The organism is Streptomyces diversicolor (genome assembly GCF_057537855.1).
Genome location: NZ_BAAJXA010000005.1, coordinates 65,827 through 91,456, shown reverse-complemented (window position 1 = coordinate 91,456; position 25,630 = coordinate 65,827). Strand labels below are relative to the sequence as shown.

16 protein-coding genes and 1 pseudogene are annotated in these 25,630 nt (G+C 72.7%); 13 read left to right on the top strand and 4 right to left on the bottom strand.

All coding sequences use genetic code 11. The features are described 5' to 3' along the window. Positions 1-377: 377 nt before the first annotated feature. Positions 378-1,229: pseudogene (locus AC27LF_RS07430) on the bottom strand (sugar kinase); the annotation flags it as partial. Between the two features lie 138 nt (positions 1,230-1,367). Between AC27LF_RS07430 and AC27LF_RS07425 the strand changes: the two are divergent. Continuing rightward, positions 1,368-2,633, top strand: a complete 1,266-nt coding sequence (locus AC27LF_RS07425) for an amino acid deaminase (RefSeq protein ID WP_479656760.1) — start codon at positions 1,368-1,370, stop codon at positions 2,631-2,633. 10 nt (positions 2,634-2,643) lie between these two features. Next, entirely contained in the window at positions 2,644-4,254 is a 1,611-nt protein-coding gene (locus AC27LF_RS07420; RefSeq protein WP_479656759.1) for an N-acyl-D-amino-acid deacylase family protein, read from the top strand. Positions 4,255-4,368: 114 nt separating this feature from the next. Here AC27LF_RS07420 and AC27LF_RS07415 read toward each other — a convergent pair whose 3' ends face one another. Further along, positions 4,369-5,265, bottom strand: a complete 897-nt coding sequence (locus AC27LF_RS07415; protein WP_479656758.1) for a trypsin-like serine peptidase — start codon at positions 5,263-5,265, stop codon at positions 4,369-4,371. 713 nt (positions 5,266-5,978) lie between these two features. Between AC27LF_RS07415 and AC27LF_RS07410 the strand changes: the two genes are divergently transcribed. The 6 genes from AC27LF_RS07410 to AC27LF_RS07385 all read left to right on the top strand — a co-directional run bounded on the left by AC27LF_RS07410 (position 5,979) and on the right by AC27LF_RS07385 (position 12,380). Beyond that, positions 5,979-7,190, top strand: a complete 1,212-nt coding sequence (locus tag AC27LF_RS07410; RefSeq protein WP_479656757.1) for a pyridoxal phosphate-dependent aminotransferase — start codon at positions 5,979-5,981, stop codon at positions 7,188-7,190. A 117-nt stretch (positions 7,191-7,307) separates the two neighbouring features. Beyond that, on the top strand, positions 7,308-7,745 hold the full coding sequence (locus tag AC27LF_RS07405) for an SCO4983 family protein (RefSeq protein ID WP_479656756.1): 438 nt from the start codon (positions 7,308-7,310) through the stop codon (positions 7,743-7,745). A 198-nt stretch (positions 7,746-7,943) separates the two neighbouring features. Next, on the top strand, positions 7,944-9,020 hold the full coding sequence (locus AC27LF_RS07400) for a substrate-binding domain-containing protein (RefSeq protein ID WP_479656755.1): 1,077 nt from the start codon (positions 7,944-7,946) through the stop codon (positions 9,018-9,020). 15 nt (positions 9,021-9,035) lie between these two features. Beyond that, entirely contained in the window at positions 9,036-10,253 is a 1,218-nt protein-coding gene (locus AC27LF_RS07395; RefSeq protein WP_479656754.1) for a toxic anion resistance protein, read from the top strand. Next, positions 10,250-11,791, top strand: coding sequence for a substrate-binding and vWA domain-containing protein (locus AC27LF_RS07390; protein WP_479656753.1), 1,542 nt, complete (start codon positions 10,250-10,252; stop codon positions 11,789-11,791). The genes AC27LF_RS07395 and AC27LF_RS07390 overlap by 4 nt, the downstream gene beginning before the upstream one ends. Next, the gene (locus tag AC27LF_RS07385) at positions 11,778-12,380 is read left to right on the top strand and encodes a hypothetical protein (RefSeq protein WP_479656752.1); all 603 of its coding nucleotides are present in this window, start codon (positions 11,778-11,780) and stop codon (positions 12,378-12,380) included. The genes AC27LF_RS07390 and AC27LF_RS07385 overlap by 14 nt, the downstream gene beginning before the upstream one ends. An 807-nt stretch (positions 12,381-13,187) precedes the next feature. Here the strand turns inward: AC27LF_RS07385 and AC27LF_RS07380 are convergent. Further along, entirely contained in the window at positions 13,188-15,011 is a 1,824-nt protein-coding gene (locus AC27LF_RS07380; protein WP_479656751.1) for a phosphoenolpyruvate carboxykinase (GTP), read from the bottom strand. Between the two features lie 324 nt (positions 15,012-15,335). Here AC27LF_RS07380 and trhA point away from each other — a divergent pair, with 324 nt between their 5' ends. From trhA to AC27LF_RS07360, 4 genes are all read left to right on the top strand, one after another. Next, complete coding sequence (trhA, locus tag AC27LF_RS07375; RefSeq protein ID WP_479656750.1) at positions 15,336-16,049, top strand: PAQR family membrane homeostasis protein TrhA; 714 nt, start codon at positions 15,336-15,338, stop codon at positions 16,047-16,049. A gap of 128 nt (positions 16,050-16,177) precedes the next feature. Beyond that, positions 16,178-17,746 (top strand): DHA2 family efflux MFS transporter permease subunit, encoded by a 1,569-nt coding sequence (locus tag AC27LF_RS07370; protein ID WP_479656749.1) that lies wholly within the window; start codon positions 16,178-16,180, stop codon positions 17,744-17,746. Positions 17,747-17,751: 5 nt separating this feature from the next. Further along, positions 17,752-18,420, top strand: a complete 669-nt coding sequence (locus AC27LF_RS07365) for a TetR/AcrR family transcriptional regulator (RefSeq protein ID WP_479656748.1) — start codon at positions 17,752-17,754, stop codon at positions 18,418-18,420. A gap of 33 nt (positions 18,421-18,453) precedes the next feature. Continuing rightward, on the top strand, positions 18,454-19,194 hold the full coding sequence (locus AC27LF_RS07360; RefSeq protein WP_479656747.1) for a Mut7-C RNAse domain-containing protein: 741 nt from the start codon (positions 18,454-18,456) through the stop codon (positions 19,192-19,194). Between the two features lie 129 nt (positions 19,195-19,323). On the opposite strand, the gene AC27LF_RS07355 is transcribed toward AC27LF_RS07360, so the two are convergent. Continuing rightward, a complete protein-coding gene (locus tag AC27LF_RS07355; RefSeq protein WP_479656746.1) occupies positions 19,324-21,354 on the bottom strand; it encodes a thioredoxin domain-containing protein in 2,031 nt (676 codons plus the stop codon). A gap of 764 nt (positions 21,355-22,118) precedes the next feature. On the opposite strand from AC27LF_RS07355, the gene AC27LF_RS07350 reads away from it, so the two are divergent. After that, positions 22,119-25,319, top strand: a complete 3,201-nt coding sequence (locus tag AC27LF_RS07350; RefSeq protein ID WP_479656745.1) for a tetratricopeptide repeat protein — start codon at positions 22,119-22,121, stop codon at positions 25,317-25,319. Positions 25,320-25,630: the final 311 nt, after the last annotated feature.

The window sequence follows — 25,630 nt, the reverse complement described above, 5'->3', positions numbered from 1 at the left end:
CCCGTCTCCCCGACCGCGACGGAAATGCCCGTCTCCCCGACCGCAACGGAGGAGCGCGCGTCCCCGACCGCGACGGAAGTGCCCTCCCCGGCCACGACGGAAGGGCCCGCGTCCGCAACCGGGACGGAGGGGCGCGTGTCCGCGGCCGTCGTGGGCCGTGTTGCCCGGCCCGACGCGGACGCGGTGCGACCGGGCTCGGAGCCGGTCCGCTCCGACCGGGTGTGCCCAGCACCGCCCACGTCGCGCGAGCGGCCCGGATCGCCCACGGGGCCGGCACCGTGGGCACCCCCGGCACCGCGTGCACCGCCCGCCCGAACCGCGTCGACCGCGCCCGTACGAACGCCGCCGCCCGCACCCCCCGCGTCGACCGCGCCCGTACGAACGCCGCCGCCCGCACCCTCCGCGCCGACCGCGCCCGTACGAACGCCGCCGCCCGCACCCTCCGCGTCCACCGCGCCCGTACGAACGCCGCCGGCCGCGTCCGCCCGTTCGAAGACCGTCGCCCCGCGTGCGCCCTCCTTCACCACCAGGGTCCGGGGTTCCGGGAGGAGGGCGCGGATCGCGTCGGGGTCCGGTGTGACGCCCCAGGCCGCCTCCGCCTCGTCCGTGCCCACGAAGACCAGGTCGCAGCGGCGGGCGAGGTCCAGCAGCACGCGGGGCGCGGTGGCGTCGCGCCACAGGCCCGGGCGGAAGTTCACGTCGAAGGAGACGAGGGGCCGGCGGCCGGGCCGGGGCGCGGTCAGTGCGCGCAGCAGTTCGAGGCAGCCGGCCGAGAGCGCGGCCGTGATCCCGGACAGATGCAGGATGCGCGCGGCTCGCAGCGCCGCCAGGTCCACGGTGTCGACGGACATCGCGGAGGCCGCCGAACCGGTCCGGTAGTAGGCGACTTCGTGGTCGTCGCCGGCCCGGTCGCCGGCGGTGCGGAAGTAGATCCCGGTGGGCCGCGCCGGGTCCCGCCGCACCGAGGCGACGTCGACGCCGTATTCCCCGATCGCCCGGACGAGATGGTCGCCGAAGCCGTCGGCGCCGACCCGGCTGACCCAGCGCGTGGAGTGCCCGGCGGCGGCGAGGACGCAGGCCACGTTGGACTCGGCGCCGCCGATGGCACGGTCGAAGGAGGGCACGTCGGCGAGGCGGCCGGTGCGGGTGGGCAGGAACGTGACCATGGACTCGCCGAGCGCGACGACGTCCACGACGTCGGGGTCCGTGCCAGGTCCGGTGTCGGTCACGATCGTCGCGGCTCCTCGGTGCGTACGCGGGTCATGGCGGCTCCGTTGACCCCGCGTTGGCCGAGATGTTAGACAGCAGTGAGCGATATACGCAATGATCGTTGCAACATAAGCAACAGACCTGATCAGGGAGGTTCCATGAGCACGGAGGCGCTGGCACGCCTGGCCGAGGAACGCGTCGACCACCGCTTCAAGGGCCTCCCGCCGGACGCCGCGGGGCTGACCGTCGGCGAGCTGGCCGCCCAGCGCCGCAATCTGTTCACCGACGGCTTCGCCACCCCCGTGCTCACGCTGTCCGCCGAGCGCCTGGAGCACAACCTGAGGCTCATGGAGACGTACGCGGCCCGGCACGGCCTGGCCTTCGCCCCGCACGGCAAGACCTCCATGGCCCCGCAGCTCTTCCACCGCCAGCTCGCGCACGGCGCCTGGGGCATCACCCTGGCGGTGCCGCACCAGGTGCGGGTGGCGCGGGCGTTCGGCGTCGAGCGGGTCTTCCTCGCCAACGAGCTGGTGGACGCGGCTGCGCTGCGCTGGATCGCCGCGGAACTCGCCGCTGACCCGTCCTTCCGCTTCGTCTGCTACGTCGACTCGGTGCGCGGCGTGGAGCTGATGGACGCGGCGCTGCGCGGGTCCGCCCGCCCGGTGGACGTCGTGGTCGAGCTGGCCGCCGGCGAGGACGCCCGCACCGGCGTGCGGACCGAGGCGGAGTGCGCGGCGGTCGCGGACGCGGTGGCCGCCGCGGAGACGCTGCGGCTGGTCGGTGTCGCCGGGTACGAGGGCGAGGTGCCGCGGGCCGATCCGGAGCGGGTGCACGCATGGCTTGGCCGGCTGGTCGCGCTCGCCGTGGACTTCGATGCGGCGGGCCGGTTCGCGGACGCCGGGGAGATCGTCGTCAGCGCGGGCGGCAGCGCCTGGTTCGACGCGGTGGCCGATGTGTTCGCCGGCGTCCCCGCGCTGTCCCGGCCCGTCCTGAAGCTGCTCCGCTCCGGCGCCTACGTCTCGCACGACGACGGTCACTACCGCGAGGTGACCCCGTTCAACCGGGTCCCCGAGGAGGGTGCCCTGGAGCCCGCCTTCCGGCTGTGGGCGCAGATCGTCTCCCGTCCCAGCGCCGGGCAGGCCTTCGCCAACGCGGGCAAGCGGGACGCGGCCCACGACCTCGATCTGCCCTTCGCCCAGGTGGTACGCAGGAACGGCAGGGAACAGCCGGCGAGCGGCATCGCGGTGACCGGCCTGTCCGACCAGCACGCCTGGCTGCGTACCGAACCGGAGGCGGACCTGGAGGTCGGCGACTGGATCGGGCTCGGCCTGTCCCACCCGTGCACGTCGTTCGACAAGTGGCAGCTGATCCCGCTGGCCGAGGCGGACGGCACGGTCGTCGACTACATCCGCACGTTCTTCTAGGAGGCAGCCGGTGGAAGAGCTGGTCATCAGGGACGCGGACGTCGTGGACGGCAGCGGGGCGCCGTCGTACCGCGCCGATGTGGTGGTGGACGGCGGCCGGATCGTCTCCATCGTCCAGGAGGCGGCCCAGGCGGGCTGCCAACGCCCCAAGGCCCGCCAGGAGTTGGACGCCGAGGGGCTGGTGCTCGCCCCCGGCTTCATCGACATGCACGCCCACAGCGACCTCGCCCTGCTGCGCGACCCCGACCACAGCGCGAAGGCCGCGCAGGGCGTGACTCTGGAGGTCATCGGGCAGGACGGGCTGTCGTACGCGCCGGTCGACGACCGCACGCTCGACGCGGTGCGCCGGGCGATCACCGGCTGGAACGGGTACGGCGACGACATCGACTTCGACTGGCGGTCCGTCGGCGAGTATCTGGACCGGCTGGACCGGGGCATCGCCGTCAACGCCGCCTATCTGATCCCGCAGGGCACGGTGCGCGCGCTCGCCGTCGGCTGGGAGGACCGGCCGGCCACGCCCGCCGAGCTGGACCGGATGCGCCGGCTGGTCGCCGAGGGCATGGAGCAGGGCGCGGTCGGCATGTCGTCGGGGCTCACCTACACGCCCGGCATGTACGCCGAGGACGCGGAACTCACCGAACTGTGCCGGGTGGTGGCCCGGTACGGCGGCTACTACTGCCCGCACCACCGCTCCTACGGCGCGGGCGCGCTCGCGGCGTACGCGGAGATGGTGGAGCTGACCCGTGCGGCGGGCTGCGCCCTGCACCTCGCGCACGCCACCATGAACTTCGGCGTGAACGAGGGCCGCGCGCCCGAACTGCTGGCCCTCCTGGACGACGCGATCGCCGGCGGCGCCGACATCAGCCTCGACACCTACCCCTACACCCCGGGCTGTACGACGCTCGCGGCGCTGCTGCCCGGCTGGGCGAGCGAGGGCGGCCCGGAGGAGATCCTGGGGCGGCTTTCCGACGAGGCGACCGCCGAACGGATCCGGCACCACCTGGAGGTCGTCGGCTCCGACGGCTGCCACGGTGTGCCCGTCGACTGGGACACGATCGAGATCTCCGGGGTGACCGACCCGGCCCTCGCCGACCACGTCGGCCGCACGGTCCTGGAGTCGGCGCGGCGGCGCGGCGAGACGCCCTGGACGACGGCCCGCAGGCTGCTGGTCGAGGACCGGCTGGGGCCGACGATCCTCCAGCACGTGGGCCACGAGGAGAACGTCCGCGCGATCATGCGGCACGGGGCGCACACCGGCGGTTCGGACGGCATCCTGCAAGGCGCCAAGCCGCATCCGCGGGCGTACGGCACCTTCCCGCACTATCTGGGCCACTACGTACGGGAGTTGGGGGTGCTGTCGCTGGAGGAGTGCGTCGCCCACCTCACCTCGCGCCCCGCGGCCCGGCTGCGTCTGCCGGACCGCGGGCTGATCCGCGAGGGGTACCGCGCCGACCTGGTGCTCTTCGACCCCGAGACGGTCGCGGCGGGCTCCACCTTCGAACAGCCCCGCGCCCTCCCCACGGGCATTCCGTACGTCCTGGTCGACGGCCGCTTCGTGATTCAGACCGGCCACCGCACGGACGCCCTACCCGGCCGATCGATCCGCAGAACCCCAGCCTGACGCGCCCCCGAAGGGGCGCGGGGCTGTGTCAACATGCGGCTCCGCCGCGCGGGCGCGATCAACCACGACGCGTCCGCAGCCGGCAACGAACCATCACCGGCCCCAAGCGGAGCGCTACGGCTTGGGCAAGGCGCAGCCACTCGCGCTCAGGTTCAGCTTGTTGCCGGTCGTGAAACAGGCCGGGATCTGGTAAATCTCCTGGGCGTAGTTGATGCCCTGGCGGACGGTGACGGTGCCGGCCTCGTCGACCTCACAGGGGTTGTTCACGGTGCAACGGGCCCCGTCCTCGTTGCCGGTGTTGTTGACGGCGACGACCTTGCCGGTGGCGTTGTCGATCACCGGGGAGCCGGAGGTGCCGCCGATGGTGTTGCAGGCCGAGGTGTAGCGGACGGAGTCCTTCCAGGTCCAGCTGCCCTCCTTCAGGCGGTAGACGAAGCCGTCGATGCTGCAGGCGTAGGTCCGCTTCCAGTAGCCGGAGACGACCGTGATGGCGGTGCCGGCGGTCGGGTGCGTGTTCTGCACGGTCAGGGCATTGATCCCGTACGTGCTCTTGATCTGCGCGTACGTGGTGGTCAGCTGGTAGATCGTGACGTCCGTGTCGGTCATCGTCGCGTACGCGACCTTGCTGGCGCGCAGCGTGCCGACCTGGGTCGCGGAGGCGTTGAGCAGGCCGAAGGTGCGGCTGGACGCCTGGTCGACGATGACCTGGCCGGCGGCCGGGAAGCCGGTCTCCAGGCAGTGGCCGTTGGTGAGCACGAGGGCCGGGTCGGTGTCGGCGGAGTTCGGGAAGCGGATGACGGAGCCGGAGCAGTTGCTGAGCGCGACGGTGCCGGCGAAGTCGACGGCCTGGATCGCGGGCGCGGCGGCCTTCGCGGTGGTGTCGGCGGCCACGGCCCGGGTGGTCGCCGGCTTCGCCGCCGTGCCGGTGGTGTCCGTCGCCGCGGCCACCGGCGCCGTGCCCGCCCCGGTGATCACCAGGGTCGCGAGCGCGGCAAGGAGAGGCTTCTTCATGTGGGGGTCCCCTCTGCAGACGTAAGCGACCGGAGATCTTCCGGCCGCCCGCAGTCTTGTCATGCACATTCTGAAGCCGCACAAAGGTCAACAGCAAGAACCCGTACGCACCCTCACCCGCCGCACCAGACCCCCGACTCCCCCGAAACCACCCCCAGTTGACCCGCGCCCGGGCTGCCGCCCATCCCTGGCCGACGAGGCACACGGGCCGCTCACCCCGGCACCCGCGGCGAGCCCTCTTCACTGCGCGCGCCTGCCGGAGGCCACGCACGGCCGCCGCCGGCGGCACAGGCACGACCCCGCACCGGGCATCCGCCCAGCCGCCGACCCACCCCCCGCCCTCCCCCACGAACACCCTGACGGGGCTCAGCCGCCGTTCTTCGGGTGCGGGTGCGTTGTGGCTTGGCGCGCCGTTCCCCGCGCCCCTATCGGGGCGACACCCGCCGTCCTTCCAGTGACCCCCGCCACGACGGACCGGCCGGCCCTCGCCCCGGAGCCGTAGGCGAGGCGCACGGGGCATCCGCAGCGGGGCGCCCGTCGCCCGGGCGGTGGCGCATGGTGTCACTCGTCCTGGTGGATGTGGGGGTCGGCCGGACAGGTGACGGGGTGGGCGGGGTTTCGCGGGTGCCGTGGGCGTGTCGGTCGGCGGTCGGGTGTCTCACGTGGCGGATAACACCATCCACGGGCCGTTACCGGGTCGTAAGCTCGCGGACATGCAGGTGATCCAGTCGACCAAGCTCGCCAACGTCTGTTACGAGATCCGCGGCCCGGTGCTTGAGGAGGCGATGCGGCTGGAGGCGGCCGGACACCGGATCCTCAAGCTGAACACCGGCAACCCGGCGGCGTTCGGCTTCGAGTGCCCGCCCGAGATCCTGGAGGACATCCTCCGCAACGTGTCGTCGGCGCACGGCTACGGCGACGCCAAGGGCCTGCTCGCGGCGCGCCGCGCGGTCGTGATGCACAACCAGACCATCGGCATCGAGACCGACGTCGAGCACGTCTACATCGGCAACGGCGTCTCCGAGCTGATCGTGATGGCGATGCAGGGGCTCCTCGACGACGGGGACGAGGTCCTGGTACCGGCCCCCGACTACCCGCTGTGGACCGCCGCCGTCTCGCTCTCGGGCGGCACCGCCGTCCACTACCGCTGCGACGAGCAGTCCGACTGGATGCCCGACCTCGCCGACGTGGAGCGCAAGGTCACCGACCGCACCAAGGCGATCGTCATCATCAACCCGAACAACCCGACGGGCGCGGTGTACGACGAGGCGATGCTGAAGGGCCTGACGGACATCGCCCGCCGGCACAACCTGCTGGTCTGCTCGGACGAGATCTACGACAAGATCCTCTACGACGGCGCCACGCACACCCCGACGGCCGCGGTCGCCCCGGACCTGCTGACGCTGACGTTCAACGGCATGTCCAAGGCGTACCGGGTGGCGGGCTACCGGGTGGGCTGGATGTCGATCTCCGGGCCGCGGGCGCACGCCGACTCCTACATCGAGGGCCTGACGATCCTGGCGAACATGCGGCTGTGCGCGAACATGCCGGGCCAGCACGGCGTCGTGGCCGCGCTGAGCGGGCGCCAGACGATCAACGAACTGGTGCTGCCGGGCGGGCGGCTGAAGGAGCAGCTGGACGTCGCCTACGATCTGCTGACCCAGATCCCGGGGGTCACCTGTGTGCGCCCCAAGGGCGCGCTCTATCTCTTCCCGCGCCTGGACCCGAACGTCTTCAAGATCAAGGACGACCGGCAGATGGTCCTCGACCTGCTGCGCCGCGAGAAGATCATGGTCGTCCAGGGCACCGGCTTCAACTGGCCGGAACCGGACCACTTCCGCGTGGTGACACTGCCGTCGGCGGGTGACCTGAGGGACGCGGTGACCCGGATCGGCTCGTTCCTGGACGGCTACGCCCAGCCGTAGCCGGACCGCCGCGCCTCACGCCCGGTAGCCACTCGACCCGCCTGCGCGATCAGGGTCAACTTTAGACGAGTTCTAAGCTAGGATGGCTTCCTGTCAGAGCACAGGAGGCCATCTCCCATGTACGAACCGATCCGCACCGGACCGTCCCCCCGGTCCCCGCACGGCAACCCGATGGCCGGCACCCCCTCCGACTTCCCCCACCGGTCGCGCGAGGAGGAGCTGGACATCCAGCTCGCCGGACACCTCGCGGCGCTGCTCGCCGTCACGGACGAACTGCGCGCCCTCGCGCCCTGCGCCGAGCTGGACACGGCGTCCGCACAGCTCGCCGATCAGGTGACCCGGCTGCGGGGCGGGCACGCGCCGGCCCGCGCGTCCGGCACCGCGACCGGCTCGCGCCCGGCCGCGCTGCACCACCGGGCGCACGCGCTGGCCGGTCGCGCCCTGGTCGTCGCGGCGTCCCGCGCCGACACCACGGCGGCCATCCTGTCCGCCGAGCGCATGGACGCCCACGCCGCCGCGCTGAACGATCTGCCGGAACTCAGCGCGACCCACTGACCCCCGGCCCGGGTCCCGGACGGCCCCGGTCCGCGCGTACCCGCAGCGACGCGTGGACCGGGCGCCCCAGCTCGCTTCGCCCGATTCCACCCCGCCGAGCGGAATGGCTTGTTCCTGTTGCATAACGGGATCGGCCCGACACCCTCCGTTCACCACGCTCCCCACGGAACGTTGAATTCCGGGAGCAGTCTCCCTCGTGTGAGACGTATCGCGGGAATAGTCCTCGCGGTGCTGCTGATCGGCGGTGTGGTGACCGCCGTCGTCGCAGGCCGACAGGGCGAGGACAAGGGCACGGCAACGAAGACCGTGCAGGGAGTGATCGGATCGGAGAAGGCCGAGTTCTTCGCCGATCCCGACGTGGTGAAGGCCCTCGCCGACAAGGGCTTCACCGTGAAGACCGAGTCATCGGGGTCCTGGGCGATGGAAGGACTCGACCTCAAGGGGTACGACTTCGCCTTCCCGTCCAGCCAGGCCCCGGCCGACCAACTGGCCAAGAAGTACGGGGTGCGTGAGCCGCTGCCGCGCCCCTTCTACTCGCCGCTCGTCGTGGTGGCGCACCGCAGCGCGGCCGACGTGCTCGCCGCGAACGGGCTGGCCACGCTCGACGGCAAGAGCCGCGGCACCCTGAAGATGGCCGCCTACCTCGACGCCGCCCGCCACGACCGGACCTGGCAGCAGCTCAAGGGCGCCGACCGGCACGGGGAACTGACCGGCACCCTCTACATCGCCAGCACCGACCCGGAGTCCTCCAACTCCGGCGCCCTCTACCTGGCCGCGGCCTCCTACGTCGCGGGCGGCGGCAAGGTCGCCGCGAGCACGGCCGACGTCGACCGCACCGCACCCCTGCTGCGCAAGCTGGTCTCCGTCCAGGGCGCCCAGCAGTCCAGCTCGGACGGCCCGTTCCGGGACTTCATCAGCGGGGCCGGCAATCCGCTGGTGCTGGTGTACGAGTCACAGGTCGCCACGCTCCTCGGCGAACAGAAGTCGGTCGACGACCTCGTCGTCCTCTACCCCGACACCACCGTCAACAGCGACCACACCGTCGTGCCGCTCACCGAAGAGGGCCGCGCGCTCGGCGACCTGCTCAGCACCGACCCGACACTGCGCAAGCTCGCCGTCAGGCACGGTTTCCGCCCGCAGGGCGACACCGCCGAGTTCATCAAGGCCACGGCCGACCGTGCCGCCTACCTCAACCAGAAGCTGACCGGTGTCCGGCAGGCGCCCGTGCCCACCTCCGAGGTGCTGCACGAGATGGCCCGCCGGGCACGCGGCTGATCCGGGGGGATACCTATGAGCAGCTTCAACCACATCAGCGCGAGCGGCCATGAGCCGACGCTCAGCGGCGACGACGTCCTCACGCTGACCCCGCCCGAGGCCGTGGCGCCCGTGCCCCGGGAGAAGGCCGGCGGACTGGTGCCCGTCGAGGCGAGCGTCCGGGAGGACATGTCCCGCAAGGCCGCCGCGTACGTCGAGGGGCTGGCCGCTCTCGACACCCGCTCGCCCGAGTTCGCGGGCAAGGTGGGCGAGATCACGGCCCTGGGCGCCGGTGAGATGCGCAGCGCCGCCGCCCAGTCCAACCGCATGCTGGAACGCGCGGTCCGCAGCCTGCCCGGCAAGGGCGGCGACGCCCAGTCCCTGGTGGCCGGGTCGCTCGTGGAACTCCGCCGGGTCGTCGACGACCTCGACCCGCGCGATCTGCCCGCGAGCAAGGGCCGCAAGTTCCTGTCCCGGCTGCCCGGCGGCAACAAGCTGCGCGACCACGTCGCCAAGTACGCCTCCGCACAGGGCACCCTGAACAAGATCGTCGGCTCGCTGCGCGGCGGCCAGGACGAACTGCGCCGCGACAACGCCGCGTTGCAGACCGAGCGGGTGCGGCTGTGGGAGACCATGGGCAAGCTCCAGGAGTACGTCGTGCTCACCGAGGCCCTGGACGGCGCCGTCGAGGGGCACATCGACGGGGTGGCGGCGAGCGACCCGGAGCGGGCCGACGGCCTGCGCGCCGACGTGCTCTTCCCGGTCCGGCAAAAGCACCAGGACCTGCTCACCCAACTCGCGGTGTGCGCGCAGGGCTACCTCGCCATGGACGTCGTACGCCGCAACAACGACGAGCTGATCAAGGGCGTGGAACGGGCGGCCACCACGACCGTATCGGCGCTGCGCATCTCCGTGATGCTGGCCTCCGCCCTGGACAACCAGAAGAAGGTCATCGAGCAGGTCAACGCCCTGCGCGGGACGACCGAGGACCTGATCCGCGGCAACGCCGAGATGCTGAGCACGCAGAGCGGGGAGATCCAGCGCATCGCCGCCGACCCGGCCGTCGGCGCCGAGACCCTGCGCTCCGCCTTCCAGCAGATCTACCGCACCCTGGACGCGATCGACACCTACAAGGTGCAGGCCACCGAGGCGATGGCGACGACCGTCGAAAGCCTCACCGCCGAACTCCAGCAGGCCAGCACCTACTTGGAGCGCAGCCGCAGGCAGGGCGCCCTGGACGGAGGGCTCGCGTGAGACGACGACTCGCCGTCCTCGCGGCCGCCGCCGCGCTCCTGACCGCCTGCACCTCCCAGGAGCACAAGGACCCCTCCGACGACGGCACCGCGCCGCGGCCCGGCACCCTGCGCGTCCTCGCCTCCAGCGAACTCACGGACATGGCGCCGGTGCTGGAGCGGATACGCGAGGACACCGGCATCACCGTCCGCCCCACCTATCTGGGCACCCTCGACGCGATCGACCTGGTGGCGAAGGGCAGGGCCGACGGGGCGTACGACGCGCTGTGGCTGTCGTCCAACGACTATCTGCGGCTGCGCCCGGACGCCGCGAAGAAGGTCGTCTCCGAGACGCCGATCATGTCGAGTCCGGTCGCGATCGGCGTCCGGCAGGAGGCGCTGAACCGGCTGCACTGGAAGCCGGCGCAGGTCACCTGGGGGCGGATCGAACAGGCCGTGCAGGACGGCAGGTTGACCTACGGCATGACCGACCCGGCCCGCTCGAACTCCGGTTTCTCCGCGCTCGTCTCGGTCGCCTCCGCGCTGTCCGGCGCCCAGTCCGCGCTGACCGACGCGGACGTGGCGAAGGCGACGCCGAGGCTCAAGGAGTTCTTCAAGGGCCAGAAGCTGACCTCGGGGTCCTCGGGCTGGCTGGCGTCGGCGTACGCGCGGCGCGGCAACGTCGACGCGCTGCTCAACTACGAGTCCGTACTCAAGGGCATCCCGGGCCTCACCGTGATCCGGCCCACCGACGGCGTGCTCACCGCCGACTACCCGCTCTCCTCGCTCGCCTCCGCCGGCTCCGCCGCCCGCCAGGACGTGCGCCGGCTCGCCGAAGCGCTGCGCGGCGACGCGGCGCAGCGGCTGATCACCGAGCGCACCCACCGCCGTCCGGTCGTCCCGTCGGTCAAGCCGGCCGCGGGCCTCGACACCAGCAGACGGCGCGAACTGCCGTTCCCCGGCAGCCGGTCGGTCGCCGACGGGCTGCTCGACTCGTACGAGAACGAGCTGCGCCGCCCCTCGCGCACGGTGTATGTGCTCGACACCTCGGGCTCGATGCGGGGTGACCGGCTGGACCGGCTGAAGAAGGCCCTCACCAGTCTCACCGGGGACTTCCGCCAGCGCGAGGAGGTCACGCTGATGCCGTTCGGTTCGGATGTGAAGAGCGTGCGCACCCATGTCGTCAGCCCGTCCGACCCGAAGAGCGGTCTGGACGCCATCCGCAAGGACACCGACGCGCTGTCCGCGCAGGGCGACACCGCCGTGTACACCTCGCTGGAGAAGGCGTACGAGCACCTGGGCGGCGTCGGTGAGACCTTCACCTCGATCGTGCTGATGACGGACGGCGAGAACACCACCGGCGCCAAGGCGGCGGAGTTCGACGCGTTCTACCGCGGTCTGACCCAGGCCGAACGCGAGACCCCGGTCTTCCCCATCCTCTTCGGCGACTCCGACCGGGCGGAGTTGCAGCACATCGCCGACCTGACCGGCGGCCGTCTGTTCGACGCCCGCAAGGGCTCGCTCGACGGAGCCTTCGAGGAGATCCGTGGCTACCAGTAGGTTCCTCGGCTATCTGGAGTCCCGCAAGAACATCGCGGGCGGTGTGGGCGGCATCGTGGGGCTCGCGCTGACCTTCACCGGGGTGGCGGGACCGTACTGGCCCGTCGTGGTGGCCGGGCTGTACGGGGCGGGCGCGCTGATCGCCCCGCCGGAGCGGCCCGCGCTGCCGGACTTCCCGGATCCGACCGCCCAACTCGACGAGCTGCGCAGTGACTTCGAGACCCTGCGCGGCTATCTCGCGGACGTCGACCTGCCGCCCGCGGCGGCCGGGCGGCTGACCGAACTCATCGAGCTGCTGACCGCCCTGCTGGATCCGGGGTGGGTCACCGAGGTGCTGGCGCAGGACCCGGAGGGCATGCACACGCTGTCGCGGGCCGTGCGGCAGGACATCCCCGAGGCGGTCGACACGTTTGTGCGGACCCGGTGGTGGACGCGGCTGACGCCGGGCACCGAGCCGCCGGAGCGCCACCTGGAGCGCCAGCTGACCCTGCTCCACGACGAGGCCGAACGCCTGGCCTCCACACTCCGCGAAACAGAATCCCGCCGCCAGGAATCCCACACCCGCTACTTGGAAGACCGCTCCAACTGAACGACCCACCTGAGGCCACCGTGAGGCCCCCTCCGACTGAACACCACGGCCAAGGACGCAACCCGGCGCGGCCCCTCCGGCGGGGCGCGCCCGCACAGCGCTGCCTGGAAGACCGCCCCGACCAAACAGCCCGCCACCCCCGGCCACCGGAAAGACCCTCCAGGTGGACGGGGCGACCGAGGCATAGCCGCGTACCCCTCCGGCCGCGCGGGCCCGCGCGGGGCTGGTCGGGAGTCCGGCGGCTGAACCGGGCGGACCGAAACGAAGGCCCGCCGCCGCATCCCGCCGGGCACGGACCGCGCACACCCCTACCGGGAAGACCACTCCGGCTCAACCACGCGAGGATCCGCCGCCTCCCCCACCGAGCCGGACCGCGCACACCCGCCACCGGGCCCCTCCGACTGAACGCCGCGGCCAAGGGCGCAGCCCGACGCGGCGCCTCTGGCTGTGCGGACCTGCGTGGGGTTGGTCGGAAGCCGCTCCGACTGGACCGACCGCGCACTGCCGGCCCCCGGCCGCCGGAAGGTTCCCTTCAGGCGAGTGGGGCGGCCAGGGGTAAGGGACTGGCGGCATCGTCCGTCGGTGGGACCGGGTACCGCTGGTCGGAAGTCCGTTCCGGGGGAGGCGGGCGGACGGGGCGAAGGCCTGCCGGGGTGGTTCCGTCGGGGCGGACGGGAGGGGCCGGCAGGCCGTGGGCCCCGTACGCCGTTGTACGGGGCCTCGCCGGTCCGGGTGCCGCGGCCGGCCGTGACGATCGCTGGTCAGGGCACTCTCCCGGACCGGCCGCGGGGTCTTGTCTCCTCGGGGTCAGCCCAGGCGCCGTACCAGGGCCCGGTACTCGTCCCAGAGTTCCTGCGGGGTGTGGTCGCCGAAGGTGTTGAGGTGCTCGGGCACCAGCGCGGCCTCCTCGCGCCACACCTCCGGGTCGACGGTGAGCAGGAAGTCCAGCTGGTCGTCGGTCAGTTCGAGGCCCGCGGTGTCCAGCGCCGCCTTCGACGGCAGGATGCCGATGGGCGTCTCGACGCCCTCCGCCTTCCCGTCCAGCCGTTCCACGATCCACTTCAGGACGCGGCTGTTCTCGCCGAAGCCCGGCCACACGAAACGCCCGTCGCCGTCCTTGCGGAACCAGTTGACGTAGTAGATCTTCGGCAGCTTCGACTGGTCCTTGTCCTTGGCCACGTCGATCCAGTGGGCCATGTAGTCGCCCATGTTGTAGCCGCAGAACGGCAGCATGGCGAACGGGTCGCGGCGCAGCTCACCGACCTTGCCCTCGGCGGCGGCCGTCTTCTCGGAGGCCACGTTCGCGCCGAGGAAGACGCCGTGGTTCCAGTCGAAGGACTCGGTCACCAGCGGCACCGCGGTGGCCCGGCGCCCGCCGAACAGGATCGCGGAGATCGGCACGCCCTTCGGGTCCTCCCACTCCGGCGCGATGATCGGGCACTGCGCGGCGGGGACGGTGAAGCGGGCGTTGGGATGGGCCGCCGGAGTCTGCGACTCGGGCGTCCAGTCGTTGCCCTTCCAGTCGGTCAGATGGGCCGGGGCCTGCTCCGTCATGCCCTCCCACCAGACGTCGCCGTCGTCGGTGAGCGCGACGTTGGTGAAGACCGCGTTGCCCCACAGCGTCTTCATCGCGTTGGCGTTGGTGTGCTCGCCGGTGCCCGGCGCCACGCCGAAGAAGCCGGCCTCGGGGTTGATCGCGTACAGTCGGCCGTCCTCGCCGAACCGCATCCATGCGATGTCGTCGCCGATGGTCTCCACGGTCCAGCCGGAGACCGTGGGCTCCAGCATGGCGAGGTTCGTCTTGCCGCAGGCGCTCGGGAAGGCCGCGGCGACGTACTTGGCCTCACCGGTCGGCGGGGTGAGCTTGAGGATCAGCATGTGCTCGGCCAGCCAGCCCTCGTCGCGGGCCATGACGGAGGCGATGCGCAGCGCGTAGCACTTCTTGCCGAGCAGCGCGTTGCCGCCGTACCCGGAGCCGTAGGACCAGATCTCGCGGTCCTCGGGGAAGTGCGAGATGTACTTGGTCTGGTTGCACGGCCAGGGGACGTCCTGCTGGCCTTCGCCGAGCGGTGCGCCCACGGAGTGCACGGCCTTCACGAAGAAGCCGTCGGAGCCGAGTTCGTCGAGGACGGTCCGGCCCATGCGCGTCATGGTGCGCATCGAGACGGCGACGTACGCGGAGTCGGTGATCTCCACGCCGAGCGCGGAGAGCTTGGATCCCAGCGGGCCCATGCAGAAGGGCACCACGTACATGGTGCGGCCCCGCATCGCCCCGCGGAACAGGCCCTTCTCGCCGGTGAAGACGTCCCGCATCCGCTCGGGGGCCATCCAGTGGTTGGTCGGACCGGCGTCCTCCTCCTTCGCGGAGCAGATGAACGTCCGGTCCTCGACCCGGGCGACGTCGGTCGGGTCGGAGGCCGCGTAGTAGGAGTGGGGGCGCTTGACCGGGTCGAGTTTTTTGAAGGTGCCCCTGCTGACGAGCTCCCCGCACAGTCGCTCGTACTCGGCCTCGGATCCGTCACACCAGACCACGTTGTCCGGCTGGGTCAGTTCGGCGATCTCGTTCACCCACGAGATCAGTTCCTGATGGTTGGTGGGGATGACGGTGGGAGCCGCGATGTCGCGCGCCACGATTGCTCCTAAATGAGGGATTTTTTTCTTTCGGCCCCATGGGGGCTGCGGCCCGGATGCTTCGTAGCCGCTCATCCGGTGCCGGCTGCACTCATTTGATCATCCGACGCGACTGCGCATCTGTCCAGAGGGCCGCACAGGTGAGCGGCGTGAGGAACGCCACGATCAGCGGGTTCCGGCCCGTTTCTTTACGTGCACGTAGCGTTCGCCTGGCGGTCCCTTTACGTCCGGCGCCGTGCGCGTCCATGAGAGGATGACCACTATCAAGTGCTCATCAGCCTCCGCTGATACGCAACTTACGGTTCCGTAGGTACGATGCCGGGCATGACTGCGCCCGCCCCCGACGCGCCCCTGGACCCGCCGGCCGCCGGCCGTGGTCCCACCGCGCTTTCACTGCCGCACCCGATCAAGCCCAAGCTGCGCGGCTGGCTGCATCTCGGTATGTTCCCGGCCGTCCTCGTCGCGGGCCTGATCCTCACCGCGCTCGCCGACTCCAGCCGGGGCCGGGTCGCCTGCGGCATCTACGTACTGACCGCCTGCCTGCTGTTCGGCGTGAGCGCGCTGTATCACCGGGGCAACTGGAGCCCGCGCATGGACGGCATCCTGCGCCGTCTCGACCACGCGAACATCTTCCTGATCATCGCGGGCACCTACACACCGCTGACCCTGCTGCTCCTGCCGGGCGCCAAGGGGCAGTGGCTGCTGTGGGGGATCTGGGCCGCCGCCGCGGCGGGCATCGTCTTCCGCGTCTTCTGGGTGGGCGCACCGCGCTGGCTCTACACGCCCTGCTACATCGCCATGGGCTGGGCGGCCGTCTTCTTCCTGCCGGACTTCCTGCGCACCGGCGGCATCGCGGTCCTGGTCCTGGTGATCGCGGGCGGGATCCTGTACAGCGCGGGCGGCGTGATCTACGGCATCAAGCGGCCGAACCCGTCACCGCGCTGGTTCGGCTTCCACGAGGTGTTCCACTCGTTCACCCTCGCCGCCTTCGTCGTGCACTACGTCGGCATCTCCCTGGTGGCCTACCAGCACGCGTAGACCCGCACCCTCGCAGACAGGGCCACGGCTTGCGAGCCGTGGCCCTTTTCGTGTGCGCCGAAATTCCCTGCGCGCGGGAAGCCACCCTCTATTGACATCACCCATCTTTTGACAGCTACTCTCATTTCATGGCTACTGTCACTCAAAGCGTCACCCCGACCCCTGACCCGCGCCGCTGGTGGGCCCTCGGCGCCCTGGTCGCGAGCATGCTGGTGCTCGGCTTCGACATGACGATCCTCAACGTGGCGCTGCCCACCATGGCCGAACAGCTTGGCGCCACCACCGGAGAGCAGCAGTGGATGGCGGACGCCTACGTCGTCGTCTTCGCCGCGCTGATGCTCCCGGCCGGACTGCTCGGCGACCGGTTCGGCCGACGGCTGATGCTGATCGCCGGGCTCGCCGTGTTCCTCGCGGGCACGGTCGTCGGCAGCCTGGCCGGCGATGTGAACGCGGTGATCGCGGCCCGCGCCGTGATGGGCGTCGGCGGCGCCCTCGTCATGCCGCTCGCCCTGTCCGTGCTGCCCTCGCTGTTCGGACCCGGGGAGCGCGCCAAGGCCGTCGGCGTCATCTCGGCCGCCTCGGCGCTCGGCATGCCGCTCGGCCCGATCCTCGGCGGCTGGCTGCTCAACCACTTCTGGTGGGGCTCGGTCTTCCTGATCAACGTCCCCATGGTCGCCATCGGCATCGCCGCCTGCCTCTTCCTGCTGCCCGAGACCAGGGACCCCGCCTCCCCCAAGGTCGACGCCGTCTCCACGGCGCTCACCGCCACCGGCCTCGGCGCCCTCATCTACGCGATCATCGAGGCCCCGGACCGCGGCTGGGGCGACGCGCTGGTGCTCGGCCTCATCGCCGCCGCCGTCGTCCTGCTCGCCGCCCTGGTGGTGCGCGAGCGCCGGGCGGCCCGTCCCATGCTCGACATGTCCCTGCTCGGCCACCGCGGCTTCCTGGTCAACTCGGTCGCCGCGACCCTCGTGACGTTCGTCCTGTCCGGTCTGCTGTTCGTGCTGCCCCCCTACCTCCACGCCGTCCTCGGCAACGACGCCCTCGGCACCGGGGTGCGGCTGCTGCCGATGATGGGCGGCCTGCTGATCGCCGCACGGGGCGCCCAGCCGGTCGTCGCCCGGTTCGGCGCGCGGGCCGTGGTCAGCGCCGGGCTCGTCGTCCTCGCCTTCGCGGCGTTCCTCGGCAGCCGCACCACCGTCGACTCCGGCTACGGGTTCACCGCGCTGTGGCTGTCGGTCGCCGGGCTCGGCTTCGGCTTCGCGATGGTCCCGGCGATGGACGGCGCCCTCGGCGCACTGCCCGCCGAACGCGCCGGCAGCGGTTCCGGACTGCTGATGACGCTGCGCCAGGTCGGCGCGGCGATCGGCATCGCCCTGCTCGGCAGCCTGCTCGCGGGCGCCTTCCGCGACCGGCTCGACGTCACCGGGCTGCCCGGTCCCGCGGCCCACACCGCCCGGGAGTCCGTGGTCGCCGCCCACCTGATCGCCGAGCGGTCGGGCGCGACCCAGCTGGCGGCCTCCGCGAACAGCGCGTTCGTGCACGCCATGGGCCTGGTCCTGGTGGTGTGCGGCGTCGCGTCCCTGGCCGCCGCCCTGCTGGCCGCCGCGTTCCTGCCGGGCGCCGCGGCAGCCCGGGGGGCGGCGGCCGACGAGGCCCCGGCCGTGGTCACACCCCCGGCGGATGTCCGACAATGACCTCCATGACGGCCGCACGCTCCCCCAAGCTCTCCCCGCCGCCCGAACGGGACGGTGCCACCTGCGCCCCCGCCGACCGTCCCCAGCTCGGCCTGCGGGAACGGAAGAAGATCAAGACGCGGGAGGCGATCCGCGCCGCGACCTACCGGCTGGTCTCGGAACAGGGGTACGACGCCACCACGGTCGAGCAGATCGCGGAGCGCGCCGAGGTGTCGCCGTCCACGGTCTTCCGCTACTTCCCCACGAAGGAGGACATCGTCCTCACCGACGAGTGGGACCCGGTCATCCTGGAGGAACTGCGCGCCCGGCCCGCCGACGAGCCGTGGCCGCAGTCCCTGCGGTACGTCATGCACCGGGCCGTGAGCCTGGGCCTCAGGGACAGCCCCGAGGTGACCCGGCTGCGTACGAAGCTGATGGTCGAGGTGCCCGCGGTGCGCTCGCGGACGATGGAGACCATGTCGGTCACCGGCCGACTGCTGTGCCGGGCCATCGGCGAGCGCACCGGCCGCGACCCCGACTCCCTGGAGGTGCGGGTCTGGGCGATGTCCCTGGTCGGCGGCCTGATGGAGGTCTCCCTGTACTGGGCCGAGAACGACCACCGGGACAACCTCGTCGACCTCATCGACCGCGCCCTCGACGTCCTGGAGCACGGCCTGCCCGTCGAAAAGCCCTGAGGCCCGCGGCCCGGCCCATGGCATCCTGGCCGGGTGAACGGTCCCGAGATCCAGGTGGAAGTCGCTCCCGCGCTGAGGCTGTTCGTCCCGCACGCCCGGCGCGGCGGCGCCCGCGCGCTCGCCACCGACGGCGTCTCCACCCTCGGCCATGTCGTCGAGTCCCTGGGCGTCCCGCTCACCGAGGTCGGCGCCCTGGTCGTGGACGGCCGGCCGGTGCCCGTGTCCCACGTCCCGGCGGCGGGCGAGACGGTACTCGTGCGGGCGGTGGAGCGGCCCCAGCGGATCCCGGGCGCCCCGCTGCGTTTCCTGCTCGACGTGCACCTGGGCACCCTCGCCCGGCGGCTGCGACTGCTCGGCGTGGACACGGCCTACGAGTCGACGGACATCGGCGACCCGGCGCTGGCCGCACGCTCCGCGGCCGAGAAACGGGTCATGCTCAGCCGCGACCGCGGTCTGCTGCGCCGCCGCGAACTGTGGGCGGGCGCCTTCGTCTACAGCACCCGGCCCGACGACCAACTCCGCGACGTCCTGGACCGGTTCGCACCCGAGCTGCGGCCCTGGACGCGCTGCACCGCCTGCAACGGCCTGCTGCGGGCGGCCACCAAGGACGAGGTGGCCGACCAGCTCAAAGGGGGCACGCACCGCTCGTACGACGTCTTCGCGCAGTGCCGGGAGTGCGGGCGCGCCTACTGGAAGGGCGCGCACCACGAACAGCTGGAAGCCATCGTGGAACGCGCCCTCGACGAGTTCACCGGCCCAGGCCGAGCCGTCTGACGTCCCGTCACCTGCTCCTCGCCGCAGCCGCTGCCGCCGCGATCGCGGTCCGGCCACAACGGGTCGCCCCCGCCGTTGCCCTCGGCGATTCGCCCGCCTCTCGCGTACCGGCAGCTGGGGACGGTCGTTTCAGGTGCTCAGCGCGGTGCGCAACCGTTCCGGGTCGGTCGTCGGGGCGTCACAGGTGAAGTTCCGGCAGACGTAGGCGGCGGGCGCGCCGCCCACCAGGGGCCGGTCGGCGAGCAGCGGGAACTCGTCGCCGTCCGGGACGCCGACGGCCACGACGGCGCCGGGGGCGGCACCCAGAAGTGCCGTACGGTGCAGGGTTTCTGTCGCCTCGTCGGACAGGTCAGGGCCGACGACCGCGACCTCCCGCGGGCCGTCGAGCAGGGCCTCCGCGACGGCGAGCCCCCAGCCGATGAAGCGCGGCACCCGCGGCCCGAGAGCGGTCACCACCCCCAACGCCCGCTCCGCGGCGGCGCGATGGGGCTCGGAACCGGTGTGGGCGGCATAGCTCAGCAGGGCGCCGGCGGCGGCGGTCCAGCCGGCCGGGGTGGCGTTGTCGGTGGGGTCCTGCGGGCGGCGGATGAGCCGTTCGGCGTCGGCCGCGGTGTCGTAGAGCGCGCCGCCGTCCGGGTCGGTGAAGCGGGCGAGCACCTGGTCGAGAAGCAGTCCGGCGAAGTCGAGCCAGACCCCCTCGCCGGTGACGGAGGCGAGCGCCAGGAAGCCCTCGGCGGCATCGGCGTAGTCCTCCAGTACGCCCGCGTTGCCGCCGGCCCGGCCACCCCGGCTGGTGCGGACCAGCCGGCCGCTCTCGTCCAGGTGCACCCGGACCAGCAGGTCGGCCGCGGCGACCGCGGCCTCGACCAGGTCGGGCCGGTCGAAGTAGGCGCCGGTCTCGGCCAGCGCGGCGACCGCGAGACCGTTCCAGGCGGCGACGACCTTGTCGTCGCGGCCCGGTGCCGGGCGGTCCTGCCGCGCCCGCAGCAGCCGCTCCCGCACCGAGGCGATCCGCTCCGCGTCCGCCACGCCCTCGCCCTGCGGGAGCCGCAGCACGGAACGGCCGTGTTCAAAGGTGCCCTCCTCGGTCACCCCGAAGTGCTGGGCGGCGAGCGGGGCGTCGTCCCCGAGCACGTCACGCAGTTGCTCGGGAGTCCACACGTAGTACGCGCCCTCGACGTGCCGCCCGCTGCCGTCGTCGCTGTCGGCGTCGAGCGCGGAGGCGAAGGCGCCCTCGGCGGTGCGCAGTTCACGGACCATGAAGTCGGCGGTCTCCAGAGCGACCCGGCGGGCCTGCCCGGAACCGGTGGCACGCCACAGATGCGCATAGACACGGCACAGCAGGGCGTTGTCGTAGAGCATCTTCTCGAAGTGCGGCACGGTCCAGTCCCGGTCGACGGAGTACCGGGCGAACCCGCCGCCGAGCTGGTCGTAGATCCCGCCCCGCGCCATCCGCTCGCAGGTGTCCTGGGCCATCTGCAGGGCGCCCTCGGAACCGGTGCGGGCGTGGTGCCGGAGCAGGAACTCGATGACCATGGACGGCGGGAACTTCGGCGCGCCGCCGAATCCGCCGCGCTGCGGGTCGTACTCGCGGGTGAGCCCCAGCAGGGCCTGCGCCTGCTCCTGGTCGCCGGGCGGTCGCGCGCCCCCGTAGTCGATCTCTCGCCCGGCGAGGTCGCGCACGATCTTCCCGGCGACCTCGGTCACCTCGTCCTGCCGCTCCGCCCATGCCTGCCTGACCCCTTCGAGCACCTGCCGGAAGGAGGGCGTCCCGTGCCGGGGCACCGGCGGGAAATAGGTGCCGAAGTAGAAGGGCTCGGCGTCCGGCGTGAGGAACACCGTCATCGGCCACCCGCCCTGCCCGGTGGCCGCCTGCACGGCCTCCATGTAGACGGCGTCCACGTCCGGCCGCTCCTCGCGGTCCACCTTGACGCTGACGAAGTGCTCGTTCATGAAGGCCGCCGTCGCCTCGTCCTCGAAGCTCTCGTGCGCCATGACGTGACACCAGTGGCAGCTGGAATAGCCGACGCTGAGCAGCACCGGCAGCCCCCGCCGCCGTGCCTCCTCGAACGCCCCGTCCGACCAGGGCCACCAGTCGACCGGATTGCCGGCGTGCTGGAGGAGGTAGGGAGAGGTTTCGTGAGCCAGTCGGTTCGGCATACCCCCATACTGCCGCACGGTCCCCCGTCGATCGCCCCGACGCCCGGCCCTCGGCCGGGGCCCCGCGCCGCGCCGCCTCGGTCGGCGCAAGGCCCCACCGTGCGCACCCGGGAACCGCTCCGGCACCCCGTCGGCCACGAGCCCCGCCGGTGCGTGTTGGGCCTGACTCGGCCCCGGCCTTTGGCTTCCGCCCCGGCCCTGGGGTCCTGCCCGGCCCTCCGCTCCTGCCCCGGCACTGGGCTTCCACCCCGGCCCCTGGGCTCCTGCCCAGGCCCCCGGCTTCCGCCCCGGCACTGGGCTCCTGCCTCGGCCCTGGTTCCTGCCCAGGGCCCTGGGCTCCCGCGCCACCCAGGCCCCCTGCGCCTGCCCTGCGGCACCGGCCACCCGGGGAGCGGCACGGGATACGGGCGGCGGTGCGCCGTGGGGCGGCCCGCGACACGGACGCCCCGCGGGTCTCGTTGATCCGCACGGGAGTGTCCGCACAGGGATGGCGACCCCCGCCCGTCCCGCTGCCGAGTCCGGCGGACCCCGGCGATGACCACCGGCTGGGCGCGGTCCCACGCACCGAGCTTGGCCATGGCCCGGTTCGCCGGTCCCGCTGCCGGGATGTCGCCGACATCCGGGCCGTAGGGCGTGCGTCGCGGCGGTCCCGCTCGACCACTTCCGTGCGTTTGCGGTCCTCTGTGATCGCCGCCCCCTCGCGCTCGCGCCTTCGGCGAAGGACACTCGTAGGCAACGGAGTTGCCGCCTAAGGGGGACGGGACATGCGGGACAGCCATCGGGCCGAGGCCGAGCGGCTGGTGGTGCGGGCCGTCGAGGAGGAGGTACGGCGCTCGGGCGGGCGCATCGACGGGCAGGTGCTGCTGTCACGGGCGCGCGGCTCGCTGGACGCCATGACGCAGACCGCCGCCGAGGAGTACGCCGCGTACACGCACGCGCTCGACGAGACGGAGGCCGGCCGGCTGACCTTCGGACAGCGGTATGCGCAGGAGGGCGCCGGAACTCCCCTGCTGGTGGCGGGCGTTGCCGCGGTGGCCGCGGCCGTGACCGACCTGTCGCTGGGCACCGGGGCGGGCACGGCGCTCGGCGCGGGCGTGGCCGTGGGTGTCGTGGGCGCCGCCGCCACCGTGGTCAAGGTGGCCGGCTCCCATCTGCCGGCCGCCCACCACCGCGCGGGCGCCGCCGGCCAGCCGGGCGGGCCCGAACAGCTGCGGCTGCAGTGGCTGACGGCACTGGAGGTACGCGGCATCCGGCCCTTCCTCGACCAGCAGCGGGTGCTCAGCGCCTCCACGGGCCCGAAGAAGACGGGCCCGCAACTGCGCGGCTCGGACAAGAGCGCGGCGGCCCGCAGGCGCACCGTACTCAAGGAGTCCTTCGGACAACTCCCCGAACCCGAGGGCCCGTTCGCCGGGCGCCGACCGGAGATGGCGCGGCTCAGGCAGTGGGTGCAGGCGGCCCGGGCGAGCACGGAGACCCGGCCGACGGTGGTCGTACTGCACGGCAGGCCGGGCTCGGGCCGCACCACGCTCGCGGTCCGTGCCACGCACGACCTGCGGGACCACTTCCGCGGCGCGGTCGTGGTCGATCTGCGCGGCGGCAGCCGGGAGGAGCCGCCGCTGCCGACCCGCGACGCCCTGCTGCATCTGCTCAACCGGCTCGGGGCACCCCGCGAACAACTGCTGTTCCGTGAGCGTTCCTCCCCCGACCAGCAGCTGAAGCGGCTCAGCGAGCTGTACCACCAGCATCTGACCGGCCTGCCGGTGACCATCGTCCTCGACGACGCCTCGGACCCCGAGCAGATCCGCACCCTCGTCCCCGAGCGCTCCGACAGCCTGGTCCTGATCACCGCGGAGGAACCGCTCCGGCTGCCCGCGGACCTCCCGGCCTGGGTGCACCACCTGCCGGTCGAACCGCTGGACGCGGCGGGCGCGGAGGAGCTGCTGGGCGCCGCCGCACAGGACGCTTCGGCTCCCTACGACGCCGAATCCGCGGACCGTGTCCGGGAGTTGTGCGGCGGGCTGCCGCTGGCCCTGCACATCGCCGGCTCGTCGCTCGGCCCGCGCTCACCGCGCCGGCTGGCCACGGACCTCGATGCGTACGGCCCGGTGGATCCGGTCGAACGCGTCCTGTGGCTTCGCTACACCGACCAGTCGGAGACGGACCGCCGGCTGCTGCGCCGGCTCGCTCTGGCCGGCCGCGCCTCCCTCGGCGCGGCGGCGGCCGCCGCGCTGCTCGGCACGGACGAGGCGGAGGCTTCCCGCCGGCTGGCCGCGCTCGCCCGGGCGGGCCTGATCGACCATGTGCGGGGCCGCCGGTACCGGCTGCACGACCTGGTCCGCGCGTTCGCCCACGCCCGGCTCCTGGACGAGGAGGACCCGGCGCAGCGCACGGCGGCGCAGGAGCGGCTGATCGAGAACTACGGCGAGCTGGCCGACTCCGTGCTCCGCCTGGTCGACGGGAACATGTCGACCCGCTCGGACCGCTTCGGGCCGCACGGCTTCACCTCCCTGGAGGAGGCCCTGCGCTGGCTGGACGACGAGTCCAGCTTCATCACGGCGGCGCTGCGCCACGCGGAGGGCGTGAACCAGGCGGCCGTGCTGAACCTGCTCGGCGCGCTGTGCGACTACTGCCTGCTGCGCGGCGACCTGTACCGGCTCGGCGAGATCAGCGAGTTGGCCCAGGCCGTCGACCAGGGTCTGCTGATCCGTTCGGTGCAGTGGCGCACCGGCATCGCCGCCCGCCAGCTGGGCGAGCTGGACAAGGCCCGTACGACGCTCAGCTCGGTCGTCGATCTGTATCTGGAGGCTCATCACGACGCGGGCGCGGCCCGCGCCCTGTGCTCTCTCGGCATCACGCTGCACCATCAGGGCAGCCTCACGGAGGCCGCCGCCAAGCTCCAGGAGGCGCTGGACCTCCAGGCCGCGCCCGAACTGGCCACCGACCGGGCCTGGACGATGCACGCCCTGGCCGCGGTCCAGCGCGACCGGGCCCGGCTGCCGGAGGCCCTGGACCTGCTGGAGCGGTCCCTGGTCCTGCACCGGGATGGCGGCTCGGTGCACGGCGAGGCATGGGCGCACTTCCAGCTCGGCCAGCTGGCGCTGCGGATGGGCGACGTACCGCGTGCGGAGCGGGAGTTGCAGGCCGCCCTCGACCGTTACGGCCGCACCCGGGACGCCCGCGGCGAGGCGTGGGCCCTCACCCAGCTGGCCCGGGCCCGGCTGGTCGACGGCGACGCGGCCCAGGCGGCCGACGCGCTGCGGCAGGCCGCCGTCCGGCACCGGGACAACGAGGACGCGCGCGGCGAGGCATGGACGGTCTACTACCTCGGGCAGGCCCTGGAGGAGACGGGCGACCTGGACCGGGCCGTACGCGAGCTGGAGCGGTCACGCACGATGTTCTCCCGGATGCGGGACGTCTACGGCCTGGCCTGCGCCCGCCACCACTCGGCCCGCGTCACCCGGGACCAGCGCGCCGCCCGGACCGGCTCGCTGCGCAACTCCGGGTTCGCCCGCCAGCTCCTGGTGGACGCCCGCGCCGACTTCCAGCGCATCGGCGTCACCCATGGCGAGGCGTGGACCTGCCTGGAACTGGCCGTCGTGGACGCGGGCAACGCCCGCACCCAGCAGGCGCTGGCCCTGTGCGACGAGGCGATCGGCCTGTTCACCTCGTACGGCGACCGGCGCGGCGAGGACTGGGCCCGCTTCCTGCGCTGCACCCTGCTGCCCTATGCGGCCCCCGGTGGGGTGGAGGTCGGCACGGCGGTGGCCCAGGAGGAACTGGCCCAGCTGAGCCGTGCGCCGCACGCCACCCGGGACGGCAAGCTGGCCGGCTATCTGGCGGCGTACGGGCTGCTGCTGGAGCGCGGCGTGCAACTGGAGGCGGGCTGGCAGGCATGGCGCCTCGGCATGGTCCCCAACCGCCACGCCCGCGAGATCATGGGCGTCCCCACTCCGGCCCCCCGGTAATCCCGGCCCGGTGATCGCAAGCCTGCCGCCGGCGACCACACGATGACACCGACCGCCGGACGGAACCAGCCCCGCGGTGAGCCCGGGCCTGCCGCCGGCGACCGTGTGGTGAGCCCGAGCCCGCCGCCGGCGACCACGTGGCGAGCGCCCGGCTACCCGTGCCGAGTCCGCGGTACCGACCGCGCGACGGCGCCGACCGGGCGGAGCCAGGCCCTGCGGTGACCGCAGGGCCCGCCGTCACGACCGCGCCGCGAGCGCCCGCCCGGCCAGAACCCGCCCAGCGGTGAGCGTCGGGGCTGCCGGCACCAACC

What these genes read in the sequence shown, in the direction of transcription:
- AC27LF_RS07365 (WP_479656748.1), top strand. Translation starts at nt 17,752, where the DNA reads ATGACGGCCGCACGCTCCCCCAAGCTCTCCCCGCCGCCCGAACGGGAC.
- AC27LF_RS07355 (WP_479656746.1), bottom strand. Translation starts at nt 21,354, where the DNA reads ATGCCGAACCGACTGGCTCACGAAACCTCTCCCTACCTCCTCCAGCAC.
- AC27LF_RS07370 (WP_479656749.1), top strand. Translation starts at nt 16,178, where the DNA reads ATGGCTACTGTCACTCAAAGCGTCACCCCGACCCCTGACCCGCGCCGC.
- AC27LF_RS07425 (WP_479656760.1), top strand. Translation starts at nt 1,368, where the DNA reads ATGAGCACGGAGGCGCTGGCACGCCTGGCCGAGGAACGCGTCGACCAC.
- AC27LF_RS07395 (WP_479656754.1), top strand. Translation starts at nt 9,036, where the DNA reads ATGAGCAGCTTCAACCACATCAGCGCGAGCGGCCATGAGCCGACGCTC.
- AC27LF_RS07405 (WP_479656756.1), top strand. Translation starts at nt 7,308, where the DNA reads ATGTACGAACCGATCCGCACCGGACCGTCCCCCCGGTCCCCGCACGGC.
- AC27LF_RS07415 (WP_479656758.1), bottom strand. Translation starts at nt 5,265, where the DNA reads ATGAAGAAGCCTCTCCTTGCCGCGCTCGCGACCCTGGTGATCACCGGG.
- AC27LF_RS07410 (WP_479656757.1), top strand. Translation starts at nt 5,979, where the DNA reads ATGCAGGTGATCCAGTCGACCAAGCTCGCCAACGTCTGTTACGAGATC.
- AC27LF_RS07350 (WP_479656745.1), top strand. Translation starts at nt 22,119, where the DNA reads ATGCGGGACAGCCATCGGGCCGAGGCCGAGCGGCTGGTGGTGCGGGCC.
- trhA (WP_479656750.1), top strand. Translation starts at nt 15,336, where the DNA reads ATGACTGCGCCCGCCCCCGACGCGCCCCTGGACCCGCCGGCCGCCGGC.